This is a genomic window from Pandoraea sp. XJJ-1 (assembly GCF_026802345.1).
Classification (GTDB): Bacteria; Pseudomonadota; Gammaproteobacteria; order Burkholderiales; family Burkholderiaceae; genus Pandoraea; species Pandoraea cepalis.
On the sequence record NZ_CP113827.1, the window covers coordinates 4,461,219 to 4,479,110 of the forward strand.

Below are 17,892 nucleotides of genomic sequence, written 5' to 3' on the forward strand. Positions count from 1 at the left end.
CACGCCGGTATGGCAAGGTGGATGAAGGAAGCGGTGGCTAGTGCCGGCCGCTGTTCTGGATGCGGTGGCGCAACTGGCTGGAGATCATGTCGGCCACGATCACCATGCCCATGATCACCAGGATGCAGGTCGCGGTTTCCTGGTAGCGGAAGAGCTTGAGGCTACCCACCAGCTCGAAGCCCAGCCCGCCGGCACCGACCATGCCCAGCACGGTCGCCGAGCGCAGGTTGACCTCGAAGCGATAGAGCAGCACGGCAATCCAGGCCGTCAGTACCTGTGGCAGCACGCCGTAGACGATCACCTGCAACGGGCGCGCCCCCGTGGCGCGCAGTGCCTCCAGCGGTCCCTGGTCGATTTCCTCGATGGCTTCGGCGAAGAACTTGCCCAGCATGCCCGCGCCATGCACGGCCAGCGCCAGTACACCGGGGAACGGCCCCAGCCCAACGGCCGAGACAAAGACCAACGCCAGAATCAGTTCGTTGATGCTGCGAACCCCGTTGAGCAGCTGCCGTGTGCTCTGATAAAGCCAACGCCTGGATTGCAGATTGCGCGCGGCCAGGAACGACAGCACCACGGCGGGCGGCACGGCCAGAAGCGTGCCCCACACGGCGATCTGCACCGTCTCCAGGGCCGGCGCCATGAGGCGCCCCAGCACCCCCGTGTCCGGCGGGAGGGCGCGGCTGGCAAAGTCAGCGATCTGCGGCAGGCCCGCAGCCAGTTCACCCCAGCTCAACTGTGCGCCCAGCGCGCTCCAGTGGAGTACATATGCGAGTGCCAGCGCACTCATCGTCAGCGTCACCCAGCCACGCGTGCCGCGGGGGGAATAGCCGGTCCAGCGATATCGGCTGTCTGCATCGGTCATTGCCATGTTCCTTTCCTCAACGGGCCGCGGGTTTGGCCGCGATCACAGCCGAAGTCACGATCGACATGGTGGCTTCGGTAGCACTGTTTGTTTCCGCTTTTGCCGGAGCCTGTGCCGGCTGTTCGTAGATGCGGTCGATATCGGCATCGGTGAGCGCCTGGGCGTCGTCGTCGAAGACCACGCGGCCGCGCGCCAACCCTACGATGCGATCACCGAACTCACGGGCATAGTCCACCTGGTGCAGGTTGCACACCACCGTGATGCCCAATTCGCGCGAGGCATCTCGCAAATACTGAAGCACCGTGCGCGCAGTACGTGGATCGAGACTCGCCACGGGTTCGTCGGCCAATATCACGCGCGGCTGCTGCGCCAGCGCACGCGCAATGCCCACGCGCTGCATCTGCCCCCCGGATAAGGCATCCGTGCGCTCATGCGCTTTATGCGCCAGGCCCACACGGGCAAGGCACTCGTGCGCCAGCGCGATATCGTGCCGCCGGTACAGATGCAGACAGGAGCCCAGCACGGAGGTCGATCCAAGCCGGCCGGTCAGCACATTCTTGAGCGCCGTCAGGCGCGGCACCACATGGTGGTGCTGGAAGATCATCGCCACCTTGCGCCGCAGCAGCCGAGGGTCCCGACAACGCATGGCGTCGATGCCGTCTATGTGAAGTTCTCCGCCGTCAGCCACCAGTAGCCGGTTCATGCACCGCAAAAGCGTGGACTTGCCAGCCCCGGACTGCCCCAGAATGACAACGAACTCCCCCGCTGCGGCTTCGAAGTCGATGCCCTGCAAGACGGTATTGCTGCCGTAACGCTTGGCCAGTTGCCGGGCACTGATCATTTCATGCTCCGCAAGTCGATATCGAGTGTCTTGGCCGTATCGCGGATGACGTCGTAGGCGGCATCGTTGGTCGCCTGGAAGCCGTCGAGCACACCTTGGTCGCCCCAAGGCAGATCCTTGACATTGGCAAACGCCCTGGCGACCTTTTCCTTCAGCGCCGGATCGAGATCCTTGCGCCAAGCCATGGGAGATTCAGGAATGGGCGCGGAAGACCAGACGATGCGCAACTCATCCGGCTTGACCTGTCCCTTGGCGATGGCCGACTGCAGAATGCGGTCGGCCACGGCAGCGGCGTCCACCTTTTTGTTCGCGACCGCGAGGATGCTTGCATCGTGCGAGCCGGAGAAGATCACCCGACCGAAGTAGCGGTCAGGGTCGACGCCTGACTTGAGAAGGCCGGCCTTGGGGAACATATGGCCCGAGGTCGAAACAGGATCGACGAAGGCGAAGCTTTTTCCCTTGAGCGCGTCGAGGCTGGTCGCACCGCTGTCGCTGCGCGTGATGATGACGCTCTTGTACGCGCTCTGCCCGGTTTTCTTGGGTACGCCCACCGTGAAAGCCTCCGCTCCCGCCACCTGGTGGGCCAATACATAGGAAAACGGCCCCAGGTAGCCGACATCCAGCTTCTTGGAGCGCATGGCCTCGATCACGCCACTGAAGTCCGTTGCGACGAAAGCCTTGACCGGCATTCCCAACTGCTTTTGGAGGCCGTCGATGACCAAGCGACTGTTTTCCATCATGGCCTGGGAGTCTTCATTGGGAACCAGGCCGATGGTGAGCGTCCGAGGCGTCTCAGCCAGCGCAGGTAGGGTGATCAGCGGAAGCAGCAGCCCGAAAAGGGCGCGGCGCATGGGGGCGAAGGTGCATGAACGCATGAAGAATCTCTCTTGAGTCATGAAGATGTAGCCATGCTATGGACGACGTGTTACACCTTCATATAAATTTCTAGAAATTTTCTACAGTTAACTATATATAAAATCTATAGATGTCCACGACCAAGATCCGCGCCTTCCTTGCCGTCGCGCAGTGCGGTAGCTTCAGTGCAGCAGCGCGTCTGCTGGGAGTCAGCCAACCGACCTTGACGACGCAGGTTCAAGGGTTGGAGAAGCAGCACGGCGTCCAACTGTTCATCCGCAGGGGCCACCGCATCGAATTGACCGATGTAGGTCTACGGCTGCTGCCAATCGCACGAAAATTGAGTGCCTTGGAAGTCGAGGCTGCCAGCATGCTGCATGACAGCGGTCAGTTGAATGCAGGTCACCTCAAGCTGGGCGCTGTGAGTCCTTTCCACGCCATCGAGATGGTGGATACCTACCTCAAGCGCTATCCGCTGATCAAGATTTCCATCAAGGTCGGCAACTCCGGCAGCGTTTTCAAGGATCTGGAGGAGTACGCGGTCGACCTCGCTGTACTGGCCCGTTTCCATGAAGCGGAAGGCTATGAGGTCATCCCCTACGCGCGCGATGCGGTCGCACTGTGCGTGAATGCCAAGCATCCGTTCGCCTCGCGTGACAAGATTGATATCCGTGAGCTCGAAGGCGAACGACTGCTGCAACGGGAAAGCGGCTCTGTCACCCGACGAGCTTTGGAGCAGGCAGCGCAAAACGCTGGGGTGCGACTTGCCTTCACGATGGAGATCGGTAGCCGCGAAGCCCTGCGAGAAGCCGTCATCCGCGGCATCGGGATCGGAGCTGTCTCAGAAGGCGAGTACAGCCCCGATCCACAGTTGCGCCTTGTGCATTTCTCCGGCGAGCCGGTCTGGATCGAGACCTGTCTCTACTGCCTGAAGGAGCGGCGCTCAAGCCTGCTGCTGAACTCGTTCATCGAAGTCGTCCAGGAGTTGCGAGGAAAACCAGTACGAGAGCGTGGCGGACCTCCTCCGAGGCAATGACTGCTGCGTGCCCCGGGCCTCATTAGATCGACCTCGTCAGCCATTGCGGCGCCACGCTGCAGCGAACAGCCCATCATTACGCTACTTGAAGTAGCGTAAATGGTTTAATATCTCCACGAGAAGACTCGTCATAGGAGATTGCGGTGGTTACAGCGACGAAAATGGGCGATGGGCTTGTGCTCAGTTCCATGGGCTTGGGCTGCATGGGCATGAGCGGAACCTATGGGACCGCAAGTTGGGAGCGGTCGATAGCAACGATCCATCGCGCGATAGACTTAGGCGTCACGCTGCTTGATACGGCTGACGTCTATGGCCTGGGGCACAACGAAGTTCTCGTAGGGCGTGCAGTGCATGACCGTAGAGAGCGCGTAACGATCGCCACGAAGTTCGGCATCGACAGGCGCCTCGGCCACGACAACCAGGTTATCCGGGGCGATGCGGCGTATGTAAAAGCATGTTGCGAGGCGTCGCTGCTACGCCTCGGCATCGACGAGATCGACATCTACTACATCCATCGCCCGCCGGAGAACGTGCCGATTGAAGAGACCATCGGCGCCATGTCCGAGCTGGTAGCGGCTGGCAAAGTTCGCCATCTGGGTGTTTCCGAATTCAGCAGCGAGCAGCTGCGACGTGCGTGCGCGGTACACCCGATCGCTGTGATGGAGAGCGAGTATTCCCTGTGGACCCGTGATCCCGAAGCAATTGCACCGGTCATGGCAGAGCTTGGAGTGGGACTGGTTGCCTTCGCACCTCTGGGTCGCGGCTTCTTGACCGGTGCCGTAGATCGCTCAGCACTGAAACCCGGCGATTTCCGCTTCCGCAATGCGCGCTTTGCGGGCACTGCGGGCGATGCCAACGAGGCCATCGTCCGCGCTGTCCAACTGGTAGCAGGTGAACTGGAACTTAGCCCGGCCACCATTGCCTTGGCATGGGTGTACGAGCAGAGTGAACGGCTGGGCATCCCGATCGTCGTCATCCCAGGGACCACCCGTCCGGAACGTGTAGTAGAGAACGAGGCTGCCACCCACGTGAAATTGCCGCCGGAGGCCTTGGCGGCGCTGGACCCGCTCGCAGGCCTCGTGCAGGGCGAACGCTACGGAACTCGATGAGCGATAGCCGTTTCCCAATGACTTCTAACCGCTCCACGGGCCGCCCTCGTGACGAGACGCTCGATACGGCCATCATGCGCGCGGCGATCGACCTCGTCGATGAACGAGGCTACGCGGCCGTGACGATCGACGCGATCGCCGAACGCGCCAAAACGAGCAAGACCGCGATCTACCGACGATGGCCCAAGAAGGCCGCCATCGTCATGGAGGCCTTTCTTGTTGCCGCCGAACCGCTCATCACGCCTCCTGACAACCTTCCGTTTCGCGACACCGTTATCGCTCAGATGACGGCTCTCGCGAAATTCTTCCAGACCACACCCGGCGGCAGGACGATCACCGACCTTATCGCCGTAGCGCAAACTGATGCAGCGCTTGCCGACGCCATCCGTGAGAATTGGCTCATTCCTCGGCGGACGGTGGCCTGCGCATACTTTCAGGCCGCACAGAAAGCAGGAGAGCTTCGCGATGGTATCGACAGCAGTGCCTTGATCGACGCACTCTACGGCCCGCTCTACTTCCGGCTCCTGCTTGGACACGACGCCATCGACAAGTCGTTCATCGAACACATCGTTGATATGGCCATGATGGGCATCGCACCAAACCAAGAAAAATCGTCCTAGCCAGGGCTTCTTGCCGTCGTAATGGACATTGGCAACTCAGATTCGCATTCCGCCGGAAACCTCGATCCTCTGTGCGTTCACCCAGCGATGATCCTCCGACAGCAGCGAGGCAATCATCGGCCCGATGTCGTCGGGCTGGCCTGGTCGGCCAAGAGCGGTCATTCGGGCAATGGCCTTGGCGACATCAGGATTATCGCGCACGACACCGCCGCTGAAATCGGTTGCAATAGCCCCGGGCGCAACGCAGTTCACGGCGATGCGTCGCTCGCCCAGTTCGAACGCCATATATTTGGTCATCGTTTCGACAGCAGCCTTCATCGTGGCGTAGGCGGCGCGGTTTGCCATTATGACCCTCGTCAGGCCCGATGAGACATTCACGATGCGACCACCACCCTTGATCAGGGGCGCAAGCTTTTGAGTGAGGAAAAACACGCCCTTCACATGGATTCTGTAGAGAGCATCGAACTCATCCTCCTGCGCATTCAGGAAGCTCATGCCGCTCGAATTTCCGGCATTGTTGACGAGTGCGTCGATGCCTTCGGCGCCTAGTTTGGCCAACGCCGATTGGAGTGTTTTGATGAAGCTGTCGAACGACGCGCTGTTGCCTGTATCGAGTTGCAGGGCAATGGCCCGACGACCTGCCGCTTCGATGAGCGAGACCACGCGTTCGGCCTCATCCTTGTTGTTCCGATAGGTGAGGACAACGTCGAACCCGCGCTTGGCTAGGTTTTCGGCGGTGTTGCGGCCAAGGCCACGGCTGCCGCCCGTGACGAGGGCGATTTTGATCAGGTCGGTCATGTTGGGCTCCTTATGGGTGGTCAATTTCGTAGTATTTGCACTATGCTGCCTATGTGAAGGATTTTGAAGGCATAAAAATGCCAAATTCATGCCTATTCCTGCCTTCTGCCCTGAAGCAAAGGATATGAACTTGAGCGTAAAGATGCGCGATCTAGCCCGGGCCATCGCGGCCTACACCGAAGCTCATCCCGGTAGCCCTTTCTGGGAAACGGCAATAGCTGGGCTGTTGCTGTTGCGCTCGGATCACGAGAAGCCGCCGAACCCCATCATTTCTCGGCCAGCGCTCTGCGTCGTCGTGCAGGGCGCGAAATGGACCAGCTTTGGCGACGAGCGCCATACCTACCACGCCGGGGAAGCGCTCGTGGTCACCATCGAGATGCCCTCGGTGGGGCGAGTTTTCGAGGCCAGCCCGGATGCCCCGTTCCTTGCCGCGGTCATTGAGTTTTCTCCTGTGGTGCTACGGGACGTGCTGAAACAATTGACGTTGCCGCCAGCGACGAATAATGAGCCCGGCCGTGGAGGCGCGGCCGTCATCAAGATGGATCAGCCGATAACGGATTGCGTGTTGCGCATGGTGCGGCTGCTCGATCGGCCCGAAGCCATTCCGATTCTCGCTCCACTGCTGATTCGAGAGCTGAGCTATTGGCTGCTTGTCGGCCCTATGGGAGGCCGGATTGTCGGTATGACCTTGGGGCATGATCGCTGGGATCAGATCACACGCACGATAGGCCGGCTGCGCGAGCAATTCACCGAGCCTCTTCGCATCGCCGATCTCGCTGCCGAGGCCGGCCTCAGCCCTTCGGCCTTCCATCGCCAGTTCAAGGCGGTCACGTCAATGACCCCCATCCAATATCAGAAGCAACTTCGCTTGCTGGAAGCGCGGCGCATGATCCTGACGCAGCGAACCAAGGTTGAATCTGCCGCATATGCAACGGGCTACGAGAGCCCTTCGCAGTTCAGCCGGGAGTACGCGCGCATGTTTGGGCGGTCGCCGAAGCAGGATGCGAATACTGGGGCTGTGGAGTTGGCGTAATGGTGTGGCAAAAGCACGAAGCCAAATAGCTTTCCTACACGTCCGTAGCGAGATTTGCCGTCCTCCCGGTTAGCAGGCCGTTGAAAAAAGCCAGAGCCCGCGTGGCTCTGGCAAAATGGCGGCCATCCTCTTCTGCCGAAGCCAGCCCAAGCCGATGCGTGGACTCGACCTCAAACAAAACGAGCTGTTCAGTTATACGACGCTGGAGCAGCGCATCCCGAACGATCACCCGCTGCGTCCCCTGCGAGGCCTGGTCGATACCGTTCTGGCTTCGATGGATCGGGACTTCGACGGGCTGTACTCCACCCTGGGACGGGCCTCGATTGCGCCGGAGCGGCTGCTGCGCGCCTCGTTGCTGCAGGTGATTTACACCATTCGCTCCGAGCGGCAGTTGGTCGAGCAGATTGATTTCAACCTGCTGTTTCGCTGGTTCGTCGGCTTGTCGATGGACGAGCGCATGTGGGATCACTCGACCTTCAGCCAGAACCGTGACCGCTTGTTCAACCAGGATGTAGCGCGGCTGTTCTTCCAGCGCATCAAGTCGCTGGCCGCATGGTCCGAGTACGCCAGCAACGAGCATTTCAGCGTCGATGGCACGCTGATCGACGCCTGGGCCTCGCACAAGTCCTTTATCAAGAAGGATGGCGGCGACCCACCGGAGGATGGCACGCGCAACCCCGATGCCGACTTCAAGGGCGAGAAGCGCAGCAACGCGACCCACCAATCGACCAGCGATCCCGAGGCCCGGCTGGCGCGCAAGAGCAATGGCGATGCCAGTCGTCTGGCGCACATGGCCCACACGATGATGGAGCACCGCAACGGTCTGATCGTGGATGTGGAATGCACCGAGTTCAATGGACGTGCCGAGGTAGAGGCGGCGCTGGAGATGCTGGAGCGCACGGCCAAGCCGGGCAGCACGGTAGGTGCAGACAAGAATTACGACCAGAAGCGTTTCGTGCAGAGGGCGCGCGAGCTGAAAGTGACACCGCATGTGGCGCAGAAGCGCAAGGGCAGCGCCATCGATGGGCGCACCACGCGGCATCCGGGGTATGCCGCCAGCCAGAAGATCCGCAAGCGGATCGAAGAAGGTTTTGGCTGGCTGAAGACGGTTGGCGGCCTGCGCAAGACCAAGCTGATCGGTCGCGCCAAGCTGAGTGCTCAGTTATTGCTGGGTTTCTCGGTCTACAACCTGATCCGACTGGGTAGCCTGTCGGGTTGGTGGCGAGGATCGCATGTATAGGGCGAGTTACGCCCAAAAAACGCCGAAAGGCGTGAACGTGGTGCTGAAACCTGTCAAAAAGGCCTGAAGTCAGGCCTTGTGTGGACTCCGTTAGGCCAAAGCGCTTGAAAAAGCGCCAAACCGGACGGGTTGGGGCAGTTGAAGCCGAGTTTTTCAACGGCCTGTTAGCGAGCGGAAGCGGACTGGCAGCCCCGGCGTGCAATGTCATTTTAGGGAGAGGATCATTCCTGCCGCCCCGGCGACGAGAACCGCATCGATGAGAAGCTCGAACGTGTGCATCTGGAGCCGCTGAACGAGACGTTTCGCAATCATGGAACCGGCAAGCAATGCGATGCCGATGGCAAGTCCAAGTGTGATGACGGGCGGTGCAAGTACGCCCGACACTCCGAACGTACCCAGCTTGCCTGCGTAGAGCAGGATAGCGCTTGCCGCCTCCGATCCGAGAAACGCGCCACCACTCATTCCGTACCCGGTGAATACCGGCACGCTGAGCGGCCCGGTGGACAGCACGAATCCGGTCAGGAAGCCGACAATCGCCCCGGCAAAACTCATGTGCCAGAGGTTCAGATGGAGGTTCGATCGTCTGATGAGGCGACGCAGCGGGATCATCGCAAGGAAGAAAGCTGCCAGGAACACGTCCACAGTGGCAGGAGAGATCGTCAGCAGCGTGTGCGCCCCGAGCACAGCCGCAGGAACTCCCGCCAACGAATAGGCAAACACCGGCCGCCAACGGATCTCGTGCCACCAGGCAATCACCCGCCCGATGTTGCCGAACAAGGATGCAATCGCCATAACAGGTACAGCGATCCGCGGCCCGTACAGCGTGACGAGGACGGGCAGCATGATGAGCGACGAGCCGGTGCCGACGATGCCGCTGAGCACGCCGGCACCGAGGGCGAGAAAGAAGAGAAGTAACAGCGCGATCATCGGCTCTAGGGTCAACCGGGGCCGTCGCTCGCAGCCGCAAGAAGCGGCACCAAGATGTCGCTGATCGGGGTCGGAATGCCGTGAACCCGGCCGCGACGCGCAATGACGCCGTTGCGGATATCCCATTCGAGCGGTCGGCCAGCTTCTCGATCTGTGAGGATGGAGGTGCTCATGTCTGTGGGCGCCGCCCGGAACTTGTCGAGGATCTCTTGCGGCACTTCGTCGCCGAGGTCAGCGCCCTCAGCACGTGCCACGGCCAGGCATTCCTGCAAATAAGCCAGCGTAAGTCTGGCGATATCAGCGCGACCGAACATGCCTGAGCGGCGGTGCGTGAGTGCCATGAGGCCAGCCACCGCGTTCTGCATCAGCTTGCGCCAAGCCAGCGAGCTGAAGTTCGCGGCCAAATCTACGGCGCACCGTGTGCCTTGCAGCGCTGCGGCCACTACGCGGGAAGCGGACGTGTCTGGCAGGCTGAGGCGCGCGTCGCCACGCAAGCGTACCGAGCCGTCGGATTGCGACTGCGCAGGGAACCACACGACGGCAGGAACGATTTGCCCGTGTGGCGAGAGCGGACGAACCCTGTCCAACTGTTCGATCCCGTTCTGCAAAACGCACACCACCGTTTCTGGACCGGTCAACACCGCGAGCCATTCTGCTGCCGCCTCGATTTGTGTTGCCTTGACGGCCAAAAAGACAAGATCAGCCGTGCGAGCGATGTGTGTCGGATTCGTCCGAACAGGACCAGGTACGGTGATAAAGCGGTCGCCATCTTGCAATGTCAGGTGATCGCGGGGGCTACGTCCACACAGCAACGGCGTGCGGCCGACCTCGTGTAGCGCCGCCGCGATCGTGGTGCCAATGGCACCGGGACCGACGACAGCGACGCCAGGGTTGATTTCAGGATTCATGAAAGCGGACTCCTTTAACGGCATATGCCCACGTGGTGGTTGTGCCCTTCACGCGGCGAATGTAATATATTACACATGAAAAACGAAATCGGTAATGGTGTTTCAGAGAACGAGCAACGCTTGCAGCAATGGATCGGCAGCATTCAAGCCCGAAGCGGCGATCTCGCCGCAAGCGAGGCGAAAGTTGTCGATCTCCTGCTCACCGATCCTTTGTTTGTCGGAGCAAGCACGACCGCCCAGGTTGCCGCCCGTGCCGGCGTTTCTCCGCCGACGGTGGTCCGCGCCGCGCGTGCGCTCGGGTTCACCGGATTCACCGAACTCAAGATCGAGATCGCGCGTGCTCGCGGCACAGCCCGGTTCTTCGCGCCTCCTGAAGCACTCGCCGCGGATGCGACGTCGGCCTCAGTGCTTGAAACATCCATTCGTGCGGGTACCGATGCACTGACCGCGCTCGGCGGGGCCATTGAACTCTCTGCGCTGGATAAGGCCGTCGGCTTGATCCAGCGCGCGCGCCAGGTGTTTGCGTTCGGTGCTGGACCTTCCTCGACGGTTGCTGCCGATGCAGTCTTCCGTCTGCGTACGATCGGCGTGCTGACCGTGGGCATCACGGATCATTTGTCGGCCATGATCGCGGCACGGCTCCTGGGAGCAGAAGACGTCGTCATCGCGGTCAGCTCGACCGGCCGCACATCTTCAACGCTAGCCGTCGCGGATGCGGCCTCCTCGGCTGGCGCCTCGCTGATTGCCGTCACCAATCAGTACGACACGCCCCTGGCGACCCTCGCCGACGTCGCGCTCGTCGTTGGCGGCGTACCGCTACCGGCACAGATGGCCGCTGCGGGAAGTCGATTGGCTCAGCTCGTCGTTATCGATGCGGTGGTCGCATCCCTGGCGCTGCGCGATCAAGAGCGGACCCGCTTGGCGGAGCGGGCGGGCATCGATCTGCCCGATATTTCCTGATGCAGCCCGGCACCATCGCAATGGTTCTCGCCGCAGCGGTAGCCCATGCGGTGTGGAACCTGGCCTCGAAGTACAAGCGGGGAGACACTTTACTGTTCGTGTGGGCTTATAGCTGTGCTTCGACGCTGCTGTGGGTCCCGATCGGTCTCGTTCTTATGGTTCAGGACCAAGGGGCGATCGATTGGCGGCTCGGGGTGGGAGCGGCCGTTTCGGCGGCATTGCACATTGCGTACTCCCTGACCTTGCAGGCTGGCTACGATCGTGCCGAACTCGGGGTGGTTTACCCGATCGCCCGTGGCACAGGGCCGGTGCTGACGATGCTGTTTGCGATTCTTATTTTGGGGGAGCGGCTCTCCGTCGTCGCGCTTTTAGGGGCGCTTCTCGTCGTCTCAGGCATTCTTGTCGTTACCGGAAACCCGTTTGGAAGCGGAAGCCACCGCCCGCTCCAGGGGATGTTTTGGGGAGGGGCCACGGGGGCCACCATCGCAAGCTATACCGTCTGGGACAGCTACGCAGTCACGTCGCTGCATTTGGCGCCCGTGAGCTACTACGCTGGCACACTGCTTCTGCAAACCCTGATCCTGACGCCAAGTGCACTGCGCCGATGGCATCACATTCACGCAGTTATCCGTGCTGATGCCGTGCCTATACTCATCGTGGCAGTATTCTCTCCACTGGCCTACATCCTTGTGCTCACCGCCATGCTGACGGCACCGCTCGCGCTCGTCGCCCCTCTGCGTGAGTCGTCCATCATCATCGGCTCTCTTTTCGCGTACAGGCTCTTCCGTGAGGGTCATCTCGCGCGCCGCATAGTTGGAGCGGTGATCGTATTAACAGGGATCGCGGCGATTAGTTCTTGATTTTATCGACAGACCCCATTTTGTTCTCTGGATTAGTTCACTGATGGGTCGACAAAGTCCTACGGACAACTACATTGTCCTCTGCGGAAAGCCGGATATTCCCTCAAGAAATAAGCGTTACTGTTCCTCGGCTACCGCCGTCACAGCGTCAAGAGGAATGAGCACCCAAGGCAGCAATGCTTGCGTGAGTGGGCCGATACATAGAGCGAACAGAACGGTACCGACACCGAAAAGTCCAAATCCGCCTAGCGTGAGGCCGATGGTCAGCACCGCGATTTCCAAGCCAGTGCGCACCAATCTCAGCGATAGGCCAGTCACCCGCTGAAGGCCCGTCATCAAGCCATCGCGAGGACCTCGCCCCAACTGCGCACCGATATAGAGTGCGGAACCCAGGCCGCACAAGAGGACTCCGCCCACAGTGAGTGCAGCACGCCCCCAGAGTAGTTCGGGCGTTTTCAGCACCTGCAATGCAAGGCCCGCGACCACACCGATGGTGATGGCATTGGCGAGGGTGCCAAGCCCCGGCATTTCGCGCAAAGGGACCCACAGCAACAGCACGACGAAGGAAAGGCCGACGACAACCCAGCCGAAGCTCACAGGGAGATGCGCCGTTATTCCAAGATGGAGCGCGTCCCACGGCGCTTGTCCAAGATTGCCCCGTACCATCATTGCCATCGAAATGCCGTAAAAGGTCAGCCCGAGCATCAGTTGCGCCAGCCGTCGAATTAGCTTGCCGGCGCGTAATTGTTCAATAGGCCCGAGTTGGACGAGATGGACTGTTTTTTTCATGTAGCCATATTGCCGAAAATTGGCATTGTGAAAAATAGCCAATCATGGAAAAGTGGACACCATGAAAGAGACCATCTCAGCGCGCCGTGTTCGAGAACTCATGGGCGACCTTGCTCCAGGCCCAGCTTGGGCCAATCTGGCCGATGCGCTTACGCTGCTCATTGGGGACGGCCGCATTCCTCTTGGCGTTCGCCTGCCCAGCGAGCGTGAGCTAACAGCGGCTATCGGCCTGTCGCGCACCACCGTGTCGCGTGCATATGCCGCGCTGCGAGACAGCGGCTACGCTCACGCGACACAAGGTGCAGGAACCTTCACCGCCGTCCCCGGCGGGCGCGAACGAGCCCATGACCGTGTGCTTGCTCCGAAAGGTGTCGGCGAGGACTGGATCGACCTGAACTGCACTGCGGACTCGGCGCCCGCCGACGTAATGAGCGCCTACACAGCCGCGCTTTCGCAACTCCCCGCCTACTTGGGCGGTCACGGATATTTTCCGGGAGGCTTGCCGGTGTTGCAGGAAGCCGTTGCTGCGGCCTACGCGATGCGCGGACTGCCAACCACTCCTGACCAGATCGTGGTCACACCGGGTTCGCTGGCTGCCGCCAGCGTCGTGGCCCGCGCACTTGCTTCGCGTCGCACGCGCGCACTGGTCGAGTCCCCCACGTACCCCAATGCGGCCGAAGCACTGAGGGCATCCGGCGCGCGATTGCACGAAGCGCCATTGGATGCCCACGGATGGGACATCGCCGGCATCATGGAAACCGTGAAGCAAGTGAAGCCGGACTTCGTGTATCTCGTTCCCGATTTTCAGAACCCCACGGGTGCCGTCATGACCGCAGACCACCGCAAGCGATTGGGGAAGCATCTTCTTGCACACGCCGCGCTGCCCATCGTGGACGAAACGAACTACGCGCTGGCGTTGGATGGTCAGCAGATGCCGCCTCCGTTTGCGGCCTTCCATCCTAATGCGATCACGCTCGGCAGCATGAGCAAGGCGTTCTGGGGAGGATTGCGCGTGGGCTGGATTCGAGCCCCTCGTCACCTCGTCGAGCGCCTGACCAGGGCACGCCTATCTCTCGATCTTGGCGTGCCCGTTCTGGAGCAACTCGCGGCGACGCACCTGCTGCGAAGTGGACCGGCCGCTACCGGACATCTTCATCGTTTGCGACTACAGCGTGATGCACTGATCCACGCAGTAGAATCACATTTACCGGGCTGGCGCTTCGTCCCACCTGCTGGCGGGATGGCGCTGTGGTGCGAGCTTCCACGCCGAGGCGCAACCGCATTGGCCTCCATGGTGGCCGCCAACAATGTCATCATTTCGCCCGGCCCGGTCTTTTCCCTGGGGGGCGGGCTGGATAAATTCGTTCGCCTGCCTTGGACTCGGCCGGCAAACGAGTTGCAGGATGCCGTCGAGCGTATCGCCATCGCATGGCATCGCATTGAGCAACATGGCCACCACGGACATCCAACCCCCACACACGGGCGGTTCATCGTCGTCTAAGCGATGACCTCGGCTGATTCAGGCCTCGAATCCCAACGCCGTGAACGCATGCCGCGTGATCGCCTCCAGTGTGCGCCGGCTGGGCCGGGTCTTGGCCAGGACATTGAGTCCTTGCGTCGTGCATACGAGAAATACGGCCGCTTCGGCCGCATCGACGTCCCGCGATAGTTCTCCCGCTTGCTTTGCCCGCTCGATCGCGCCAGATAGGGCCGTTTCCAGCCTGGCCAGGTGGAGTTGGAAGGCTTCGCTGATCTGCGGATCATTCATGGCGAACTCAACGATCGAGTTCGTCACAAGGCATCCCCAGCGCCGTTTGCCGTCCAGCATCGCTTCGATGAGCGCCGCGTAGTAGTCGGCAATCCCGGCCCGACCGGACGGATTGCTGTTCAGGCGCGCGATCGTCTCTCGCGACATGGACGCCATGTAGCTCTTCAAAGCCTCGATGAAGAGGCCGTGCTTGTCACCGAAGGCGGCGTAGACGCTGCCCGGGTTGAGCCCGGTGACCCGGCAGATCTCCTGCATGCCAGCCCCGTCATAGCCCCGCTCCCAGAAGACGTCCACCGCGCTTTCAAGCACCGCATCGCGGTCAAAGTTTCGTACTCGGCCCATGGCTTTTGATGATTCATCAATCAAGAATTTTCACATGACTCAAGCATACATTGCCATGAAGACTTGTTGAAGCTAGAATCTTCTTGAATTCATATTCAATAATGGAGCCGTGGATGAAGATCGCGATCATGGGCACCGGAGGCGTAGGTGGTTATTTCGGAGCCAAACTGGCCCTCGGAGGCAACGACGTCAGCTTCATTGCCAGAGGGGCGCACCTGGCTGCCATCAAGTCCCAAGGCCTCACTGTGCGCAGTCCGCTAGGGGACATGCATGTCCCCACGCCCAGAGCAACCGACACGCCGTCGGACGTCGGGCCAGTCGATGTCGTTCTGTTCGGTGTCAAGCTTTGGGATACCGAGACGGCCGCCAACGCGATCAAGCCGCTGATCGGACCCGAAACGATGGTGATCTCCTTCCAGAACGGGGTGATCAAGGACGAATTGCTGAGAGCCACGCTCGGAGAAAAGCCGGTAGCAGGTGGCGTTTGCTACATCGCGGCAACCATCGCGGCCCCGGGCGTCATCGGTCATGCCAACAACCTGCAGAAGCTGGTCTTTGGCGAGTACGGCGGCCATCGCAGCGCGCGTATCGAGCGCTTCCATCGAGCCTGCATCCAGTCGGGGATCGACGCCGAGATCAGCGACGACATTGCCAGAGTGATCTGGGAGAAGTTCGTCTTCCTGGTTGGCCTGTCGGCGACCACCGCGTCCACACGGCGCCCGATAGGCGTGGTGCGCGGCAACCCGGCCTCCCGCAAGTTGCTCGAAGGCGTCATGCAGGAGGTGGTCGACGTCGGACGTGCTGAAGGCGTCAACCTCGCCACTGACTTTGCCCTGGACCGGCTTCGCTTCTGCGACCAACTGCCCGCCGACATGACTGCTTCCATGTTGCGCGACCTGGAACGCGGAAACCGGCTGGAGGTGCAGTGGCTCAGCGGCGACGTCAGCAGCAGAGGCCGGCGGCTCGGCGTGCCCACGCCGCGAAATTCAGTGGTCTGCGAAATCCTTGCGGTTCATGCGGACGGAGCGCAGTGAGTCATCAGTGATTGTTTCTGCCCTTTCAACATGAGGAAGTGCCATGAAAAACGAAATTCTTGAAAATGGCTTTCTTGACGTGGCCGGTCACCGCATCGCCTACACACGCCAGGGCCACGGGAGTGCCATCGCCCTTGTTCACGGCATTCCCACGAGCCGCCATCTTTGGCGCAACGTCATGCCGCTTCTCGCCGCATCAGGCCATGAAGCGCTTGCGATCGACCTTCTCGGTTATGGTGATTCCGACAAGCCTTCGGACGCGGAACTCGGAATCCAGGCGCAATCCGAAATCATCTTTCAGGCACTTTCGGCCCTGGGGTGGAAGCGCGCAACCATGGTGGGCCACGACATCGGAGGTGGGATTGCCCAGCTCGTGGCTATCAACCATCCCGAAATCCTTGATCGCCTCGTTTTGATTGACTCCATCCTCTATGACTCGTTTCCAGAGCCAGGAATTGCCCGCTTGAAGGAGCCGGCGTGGGACGAAATTCTTGGTGCACCGGACTTCGATCTGAGAAAGGGTCTGGCGAAAGGCTTTTCACGAGGCATGTTCCATACCGATCGGGTGACCGCTGAACTGGTCGAGGCCTATGAGCGTCCGTTCCGTGGCGTCGAAGGGCGGCGTGCCTACCTACGTGCGGCCCGGGCATTGAGGTCAGAGGAGCTTTCTTCGCGCATGGAAGACGTCGAGAAGCTGGCCCTGCCCACGCTCATCATCTGGGGGCTGCACGACACATTCCAGCCATTGCGCTTCGCAGAGCGTTTGGCAGGGAAGATGTCCAACGCCCAACTCCAGGTTTTTGATGACGCTGGGCATTTCCTGCCAGAGGATGTACCGGAAGCGCTGGCTTCCCGTGTCGCTGAATTTACAAGTACCCAGGAAGGAGCACGCTGATGGCGCGAAATGCCCCCGCTCCTGCATCCAGTCAGGCTGGCTTCCTTGTCACGCTTTTCGCATCGACCTTCTTGATGGGGTCCAGCTTCGTCGCAGGAAAAATCCTGCTACAGCAGGGCTTCACGCCGATGATCTTGGTCGGGTGGCGCTTCTTTGTCGCGGCCTTGGCGACCTTGCCGCTGGTGCTGGCCGGCGAGCGAAATATTGTGGCCGCGCTCCTGCCAGCCAAAGCAGGGCTGCGTGATGTTGCGCTGGTGATCCTGATTGGCTTGCTTCAGACAGCCGCCGTCATGGGGCTGCTGTTCTGGGCCATGCAGTTCATCTCCGCATCGACGGCCGCCATCCTGCTTTTCACCAATCCGATCTGGGTTGCTGTTCTGGGTCGCATCTTCCTTGGCGAAAGCCTGCACAGAGCGAGGCTCCTTGGGTTGCTTCTTGGCGTTGTCGGTGTTGCGCTTGCCATTGGTATCAGCCCATCCATGTTTTCTGGCGGGATGACCTTGGCTGGCGAAATCATCGGCATCGTCTCTGCGCTTTGCTGGGCAAGCGCGACGCTCATCAATAAACGGGCGGCATTGCCGTTCGCGCCTTGGGCCTTGAGTTTCTGGCAAATGCTGGTGGGTGCGATCGCCATTCTAGTCATCGCCTACATCAATGGCGAGCAATGGCCCGATAACGTAACGCGGGAGCAATGGGGATGGTTTCTCTGGCTTTCCATCCCTGCATCAACGGGCTCATTTGGCCTCTGGTTCGTGGCGCTTAAAAGAGGTGGTGCAACAAGAACCAGCGGATTTCTGTTCTTGGCTCCGCTGTTCACGGTCATCCTTGCGTATTTCATCTTGGACACGGAAATTTCCTGGATGCAGGCTGCTGGCGGAATATTGATAGGCCTTGCTTTATGGCTAGTCAACCGAGAACTGCCGGCAAGAAGTCGGCGCGAGAGGGCTGACGAGGTAATCGCTGAGGGCGAGCCGTGATGAAGATACGTTATTTCTGTTAGTCATCGGGTCACCGC

The 17,892-nt window shown here is 60.6% G+C and carries 19 protein-coding genes; 11 read left to right on the top strand and 8 right to left on the bottom strand.

Features of this window, described 5'->3' with window-relative positions; genetic code table 11:
- Nucleotides 1-37: 37 nt before the first annotated feature.
- Genes phnE through phnD form a run of 3 tightly spaced genes read right to left on the bottom strand, consistent with a single transcriptional unit; the run spans nucleotide 38 to nucleotide 2,554 of the window.
- On the bottom strand, nucleotides 38-862 hold the full coding sequence (gene phnE / locus OYT13_RS20565; RefSeq protein ID WP_033999045.1) for a phosphonate ABC transporter, permease protein PhnE: 825 nt from the start codon (nucleotides 860-862) through the stop codon (nucleotides 38-40).
- Nucleotides 863-878: 16 nt separating this feature from the next.
- Complete coding sequence (gene phnC, locus OYT13_RS20570) at nucleotides 879-1,703, bottom strand: phosphonate ABC transporter ATP-binding protein (protein WP_047783234.1); 825 nt, start codon at nucleotides 1,701-1,703, stop codon at nucleotides 879-881.
- On the bottom strand, nucleotides 1,700-2,554 hold the full coding sequence (phnD, locus tag OYT13_RS20575; protein WP_033999043.1) for a phosphonate ABC transporter substrate-binding protein: 855 nt from the start codon (nucleotides 2,552-2,554) through the stop codon (nucleotides 1,700-1,702). The genes phnC and phnD overlap by 4 nt, the downstream gene beginning before the upstream one ends.
- A 134-nt stretch (nucleotides 2,555-2,688) precedes the next feature.
- On the opposite strand from phnD, the gene OYT13_RS20580 reads away from it, so the two are divergent.
- The 3 genes from OYT13_RS20580 to OYT13_RS20590 all read left to right on the top strand — a co-directional run bounded on the left by OYT13_RS20580 (nucleotide 2,689) and on the right by OYT13_RS20590 (nucleotide 5,323).
- Nucleotides 2,689-3,594, top strand: coding sequence for a LysR substrate-binding domain-containing protein (locus tag OYT13_RS20580; RefSeq protein ID WP_047783233.1), 906 nt, complete (start codon nucleotides 2,689-2,691; stop codon nucleotides 3,592-3,594).
- A gap of 143 nt (nucleotides 3,595-3,737) precedes the next feature.
- Nucleotides 3,738-4,703, top strand: a complete 966-nt coding sequence (locus OYT13_RS20585; protein ID WP_033999041.1) for an aldo/keto reductase — start codon at nucleotides 3,738-3,740, stop codon at nucleotides 4,701-4,703.
- Nucleotides 4,700-5,323, top strand: a complete 624-nt coding sequence (locus OYT13_RS20590; RefSeq protein ID WP_052150458.1) for a TetR/AcrR family transcriptional regulator — start codon at nucleotides 4,700-4,702, stop codon at nucleotides 5,321-5,323. The genes OYT13_RS20585 and OYT13_RS20590 overlap by 4 nt, the downstream gene beginning before the upstream one ends.
- 36 nt (nucleotides 5,324-5,359) lie before the next feature.
- Here the strand turns inward: OYT13_RS20590 and OYT13_RS20595 are convergent, their stop codons facing one another.
- Entirely contained in the window at nucleotides 5,360-6,121 is a 762-nt protein-coding gene (locus tag OYT13_RS20595; protein ID WP_033999039.1) for an SDR family NAD(P)-dependent oxidoreductase, read from the bottom strand.
- A 124-nt stretch (nucleotides 6,122-6,245) separates the two neighbouring features.
- On the opposite strand from OYT13_RS20595, the gene OYT13_RS20600 reads away from it, so the two are divergent.
- Together OYT13_RS20600 and OYT13_RS20605 are read left to right on the top strand one after the other, a co-directional pair.
- On the top strand, nucleotides 6,246-7,154 hold the full coding sequence (locus OYT13_RS20600) for an AraC family transcriptional regulator (protein ID WP_230682781.1): 909 nt from the start codon (nucleotides 6,246-6,248) through the stop codon (nucleotides 7,152-7,154).
- A 154-nt stretch (nucleotides 7,155-7,308) separates the two neighbouring features.
- Entirely contained in the window at nucleotides 7,309-8,394 is a 1,086-nt protein-coding gene (locus OYT13_RS20605) for an IS5-like element ISPst12 family transposase (protein WP_011913346.1), read from the top strand.
- Nucleotides 8,395-8,598: 204 nt separating this feature from the next.
- Here OYT13_RS20605 and OYT13_RS20610 read toward each other — a convergent pair whose 3' ends face one another.
- On the bottom strand, nucleotides 8,599-9,321 hold the full coding sequence (locus OYT13_RS20610) for a sulfite exporter TauE/SafE family protein (protein WP_033996646.1): 723 nt from the start codon (nucleotides 9,319-9,321) through the stop codon (nucleotides 8,599-8,601).
- Nucleotides 9,322-9,332: 11 nt separating this feature from the next.
- Nucleotides 9,333-10,229 (bottom strand): oxidoreductase, encoded by an 897-nt coding sequence (locus tag OYT13_RS20615; protein ID WP_033996647.1) that lies wholly within the window; start codon nucleotides 10,227-10,229, stop codon nucleotides 9,333-9,335.
- A 75-nt stretch (nucleotides 10,230-10,304) separates the two neighbouring features.
- Between OYT13_RS20615 and OYT13_RS20620 the strand changes: the two genes are divergently transcribed.
- Entirely contained in the window at nucleotides 10,305-11,189 is an 885-nt protein-coding gene (locus tag OYT13_RS20620; RefSeq protein WP_033996648.1) for a MurR/RpiR family transcriptional regulator, read from the top strand.
- A complete protein-coding gene (locus tag OYT13_RS20625; protein ID WP_033996650.1) occupies nucleotides 11,189-12,049 on the top strand; it encodes an EamA family transporter in 861 nt (286 codons plus the stop codon). The genes OYT13_RS20620 and OYT13_RS20625 overlap by 1 nt, the downstream gene beginning before the upstream one ends.
- Nucleotides 12,050-12,166: 117 nt before the next feature.
- On the opposite strand, the gene yczE is transcribed toward OYT13_RS20625, so the two are convergent.
- Complete coding sequence (yczE, locus tag OYT13_RS20630) at nucleotides 12,167-12,838, bottom strand: membrane protein YczE (RefSeq protein ID WP_033996651.1); 672 nt, start codon at nucleotides 12,836-12,838, stop codon at nucleotides 12,167-12,169.
- A 61-nt stretch (nucleotides 12,839-12,899) separates the two neighbouring features.
- On the opposite strand from yczE, the gene yczR reads away from it, so the two are divergent.
- The gene (gene yczR / locus OYT13_RS20635) at nucleotides 12,900-14,339 is read left to right on the top strand and encodes a MocR-like transcription factor YczR (protein WP_047783232.1); all 1,440 of its coding nucleotides are present in this window, start codon (nucleotides 12,900-12,902) and stop codon (nucleotides 14,337-14,339) included.
- A gap of 18 nt (nucleotides 14,340-14,357) precedes the next feature.
- Here yczR and OYT13_RS20640 read toward each other — a convergent pair whose 3' ends face one another.
- Entirely contained in the window at nucleotides 14,358-14,972 is a 615-nt protein-coding gene (locus OYT13_RS20640; protein ID WP_201969913.1) for a TetR/AcrR family transcriptional regulator, read from the bottom strand.
- A gap of 89 nt (nucleotides 14,973-15,061) precedes the next feature.
- On the opposite strand from OYT13_RS20640, the gene OYT13_RS20645 reads away from it, so the two are divergent.
- Genes OYT13_RS20645 through OYT13_RS20655 form a run of 3 tightly spaced genes read left to right on the top strand, consistent with a single transcriptional unit; the run spans nucleotide 15,062 to nucleotide 17,854 of the window.
- Complete coding sequence (locus OYT13_RS20645) at nucleotides 15,062-15,982, top strand: ketopantoate reductase family protein (protein ID WP_033996653.1); 921 nt, start codon at nucleotides 15,062-15,064, stop codon at nucleotides 15,980-15,982.
- Between the two features lie 43 nt (nucleotides 15,983-16,025).
- Nucleotides 16,026-16,877: an alpha/beta fold hydrolase gene (locus OYT13_RS20650; RefSeq protein WP_033996654.1), complete on the top strand. Its 852-nt coding sequence runs from the start codon at nucleotides 16,026-16,028 to the stop codon at nucleotides 16,875-16,877.
- Entirely contained in the window at nucleotides 16,877-17,854 is a 978-nt protein-coding gene (locus OYT13_RS20655) for a DMT family transporter (RefSeq protein WP_033996656.1), read from the top strand. The genes OYT13_RS20650 and OYT13_RS20655 overlap by 1 nt, the downstream gene beginning before the upstream one ends.
- Nucleotides 17,855-17,892 lie beyond the last annotated feature (38 nt).

Bases quoted from the DNA above. Each gene is read 5' to 3' on its own strand.
- OYT13_RS20620 (WP_033996648.1), top strand. From the start codon at position 10,305: ATGAAAAACGAAATCGGTAATGGTGTTTCAGAGAACGAGCAACGCTTG.
- OYT13_RS20625 (WP_033996650.1), top strand. From the start codon at position 11,189: ATGCAGCCCGGCACCATCGCAATGGTTCTCGCCGCAGCGGTAGCCCAT.
- OYT13_RS20655 (WP_033996656.1), top strand. From the start codon at position 16,877: ATGGCGCGAAATGCCCCCGCTCCTGCATCCAGTCAGGCTGGCTTCCTT.
- yczE (WP_033996651.1), bottom strand. From the start codon at position 12,838: ATGAAAAAAACAGTCCATCTCGTCCAACTCGGGCCTATTGAACAATTA.
- OYT13_RS20615 (WP_033996647.1), bottom strand. From the start codon at position 10,229: ATGAATCCTGAAATCAACCCTGGCGTCGCTGTCGTCGGTCCCGGTGCC.
- yczR (WP_047783232.1), top strand. From the start codon at position 12,900: ATGAAAGAGACCATCTCAGCGCGCCGTGTTCGAGAACTCATGGGCGAC.
- phnD (WP_033999043.1), bottom strand. From the start codon at position 2,554: ATGCGCCGCGCCCTTTTCGGGCTGCTGCTTCCGCTGATCACCCTACCT.
- OYT13_RS20590 (WP_052150458.1), top strand. From the start codon at position 4,700: ATGAGCGATAGCCGTTTCCCAATGACTTCTAACCGCTCCACGGGCCGC.
- phnE (WP_033999045.1), bottom strand. From the start codon at position 862: ATGACCGATGCAGACAGCCGATATCGCTGGACCGGCTATTCCCCCCGC.
- phnC (WP_047783234.1), bottom strand. From the start codon at position 1,703: ATGATCAGTGCCCGGCAACTGGCCAAGCGTTACGGCAGCAATACCGTC.
- OYT13_RS20605 (WP_011913346.1), top strand. From the start codon at position 7,309: ATGCGTGGACTCGACCTCAAACAAAACGAGCTGTTCAGTTATACGACG.
- OYT13_RS20580 (WP_047783233.1), top strand. From the start codon at position 2,689: ATGTCCACGACCAAGATCCGCGCCTTCCTTGCCGTCGCGCAGTGCGGT.
- OYT13_RS20595 (WP_033999039.1), bottom strand. From the start codon at position 6,121: ATGACCGACCTGATCAAAATCGCCCTCGTCACGGGCGGCAGCCGTGGC.
- OYT13_RS20610 (WP_033996646.1), bottom strand. From the start codon at position 9,321: ATGATCGCGCTGTTACTTCTCTTCTTTCTCGCCCTCGGTGCCGGCGTG.
- OYT13_RS20650 (WP_033996654.1), top strand. From the start codon at position 16,026: ATGAAAAACGAAATTCTTGAAAATGGCTTTCTTGACGTGGCCGGTCAC.
- OYT13_RS20600 (WP_230682781.1), top strand. From the start codon at position 6,246: ATGAACTTGAGCGTAAAGATGCGCGATCTAGCCCGGGCCATCGCGGCC.
- OYT13_RS20645 (WP_033996653.1), top strand. From the start codon at position 15,062: ATGAAGATCGCGATCATGGGCACCGGAGGCGTAGGTGGTTATTTCGGA.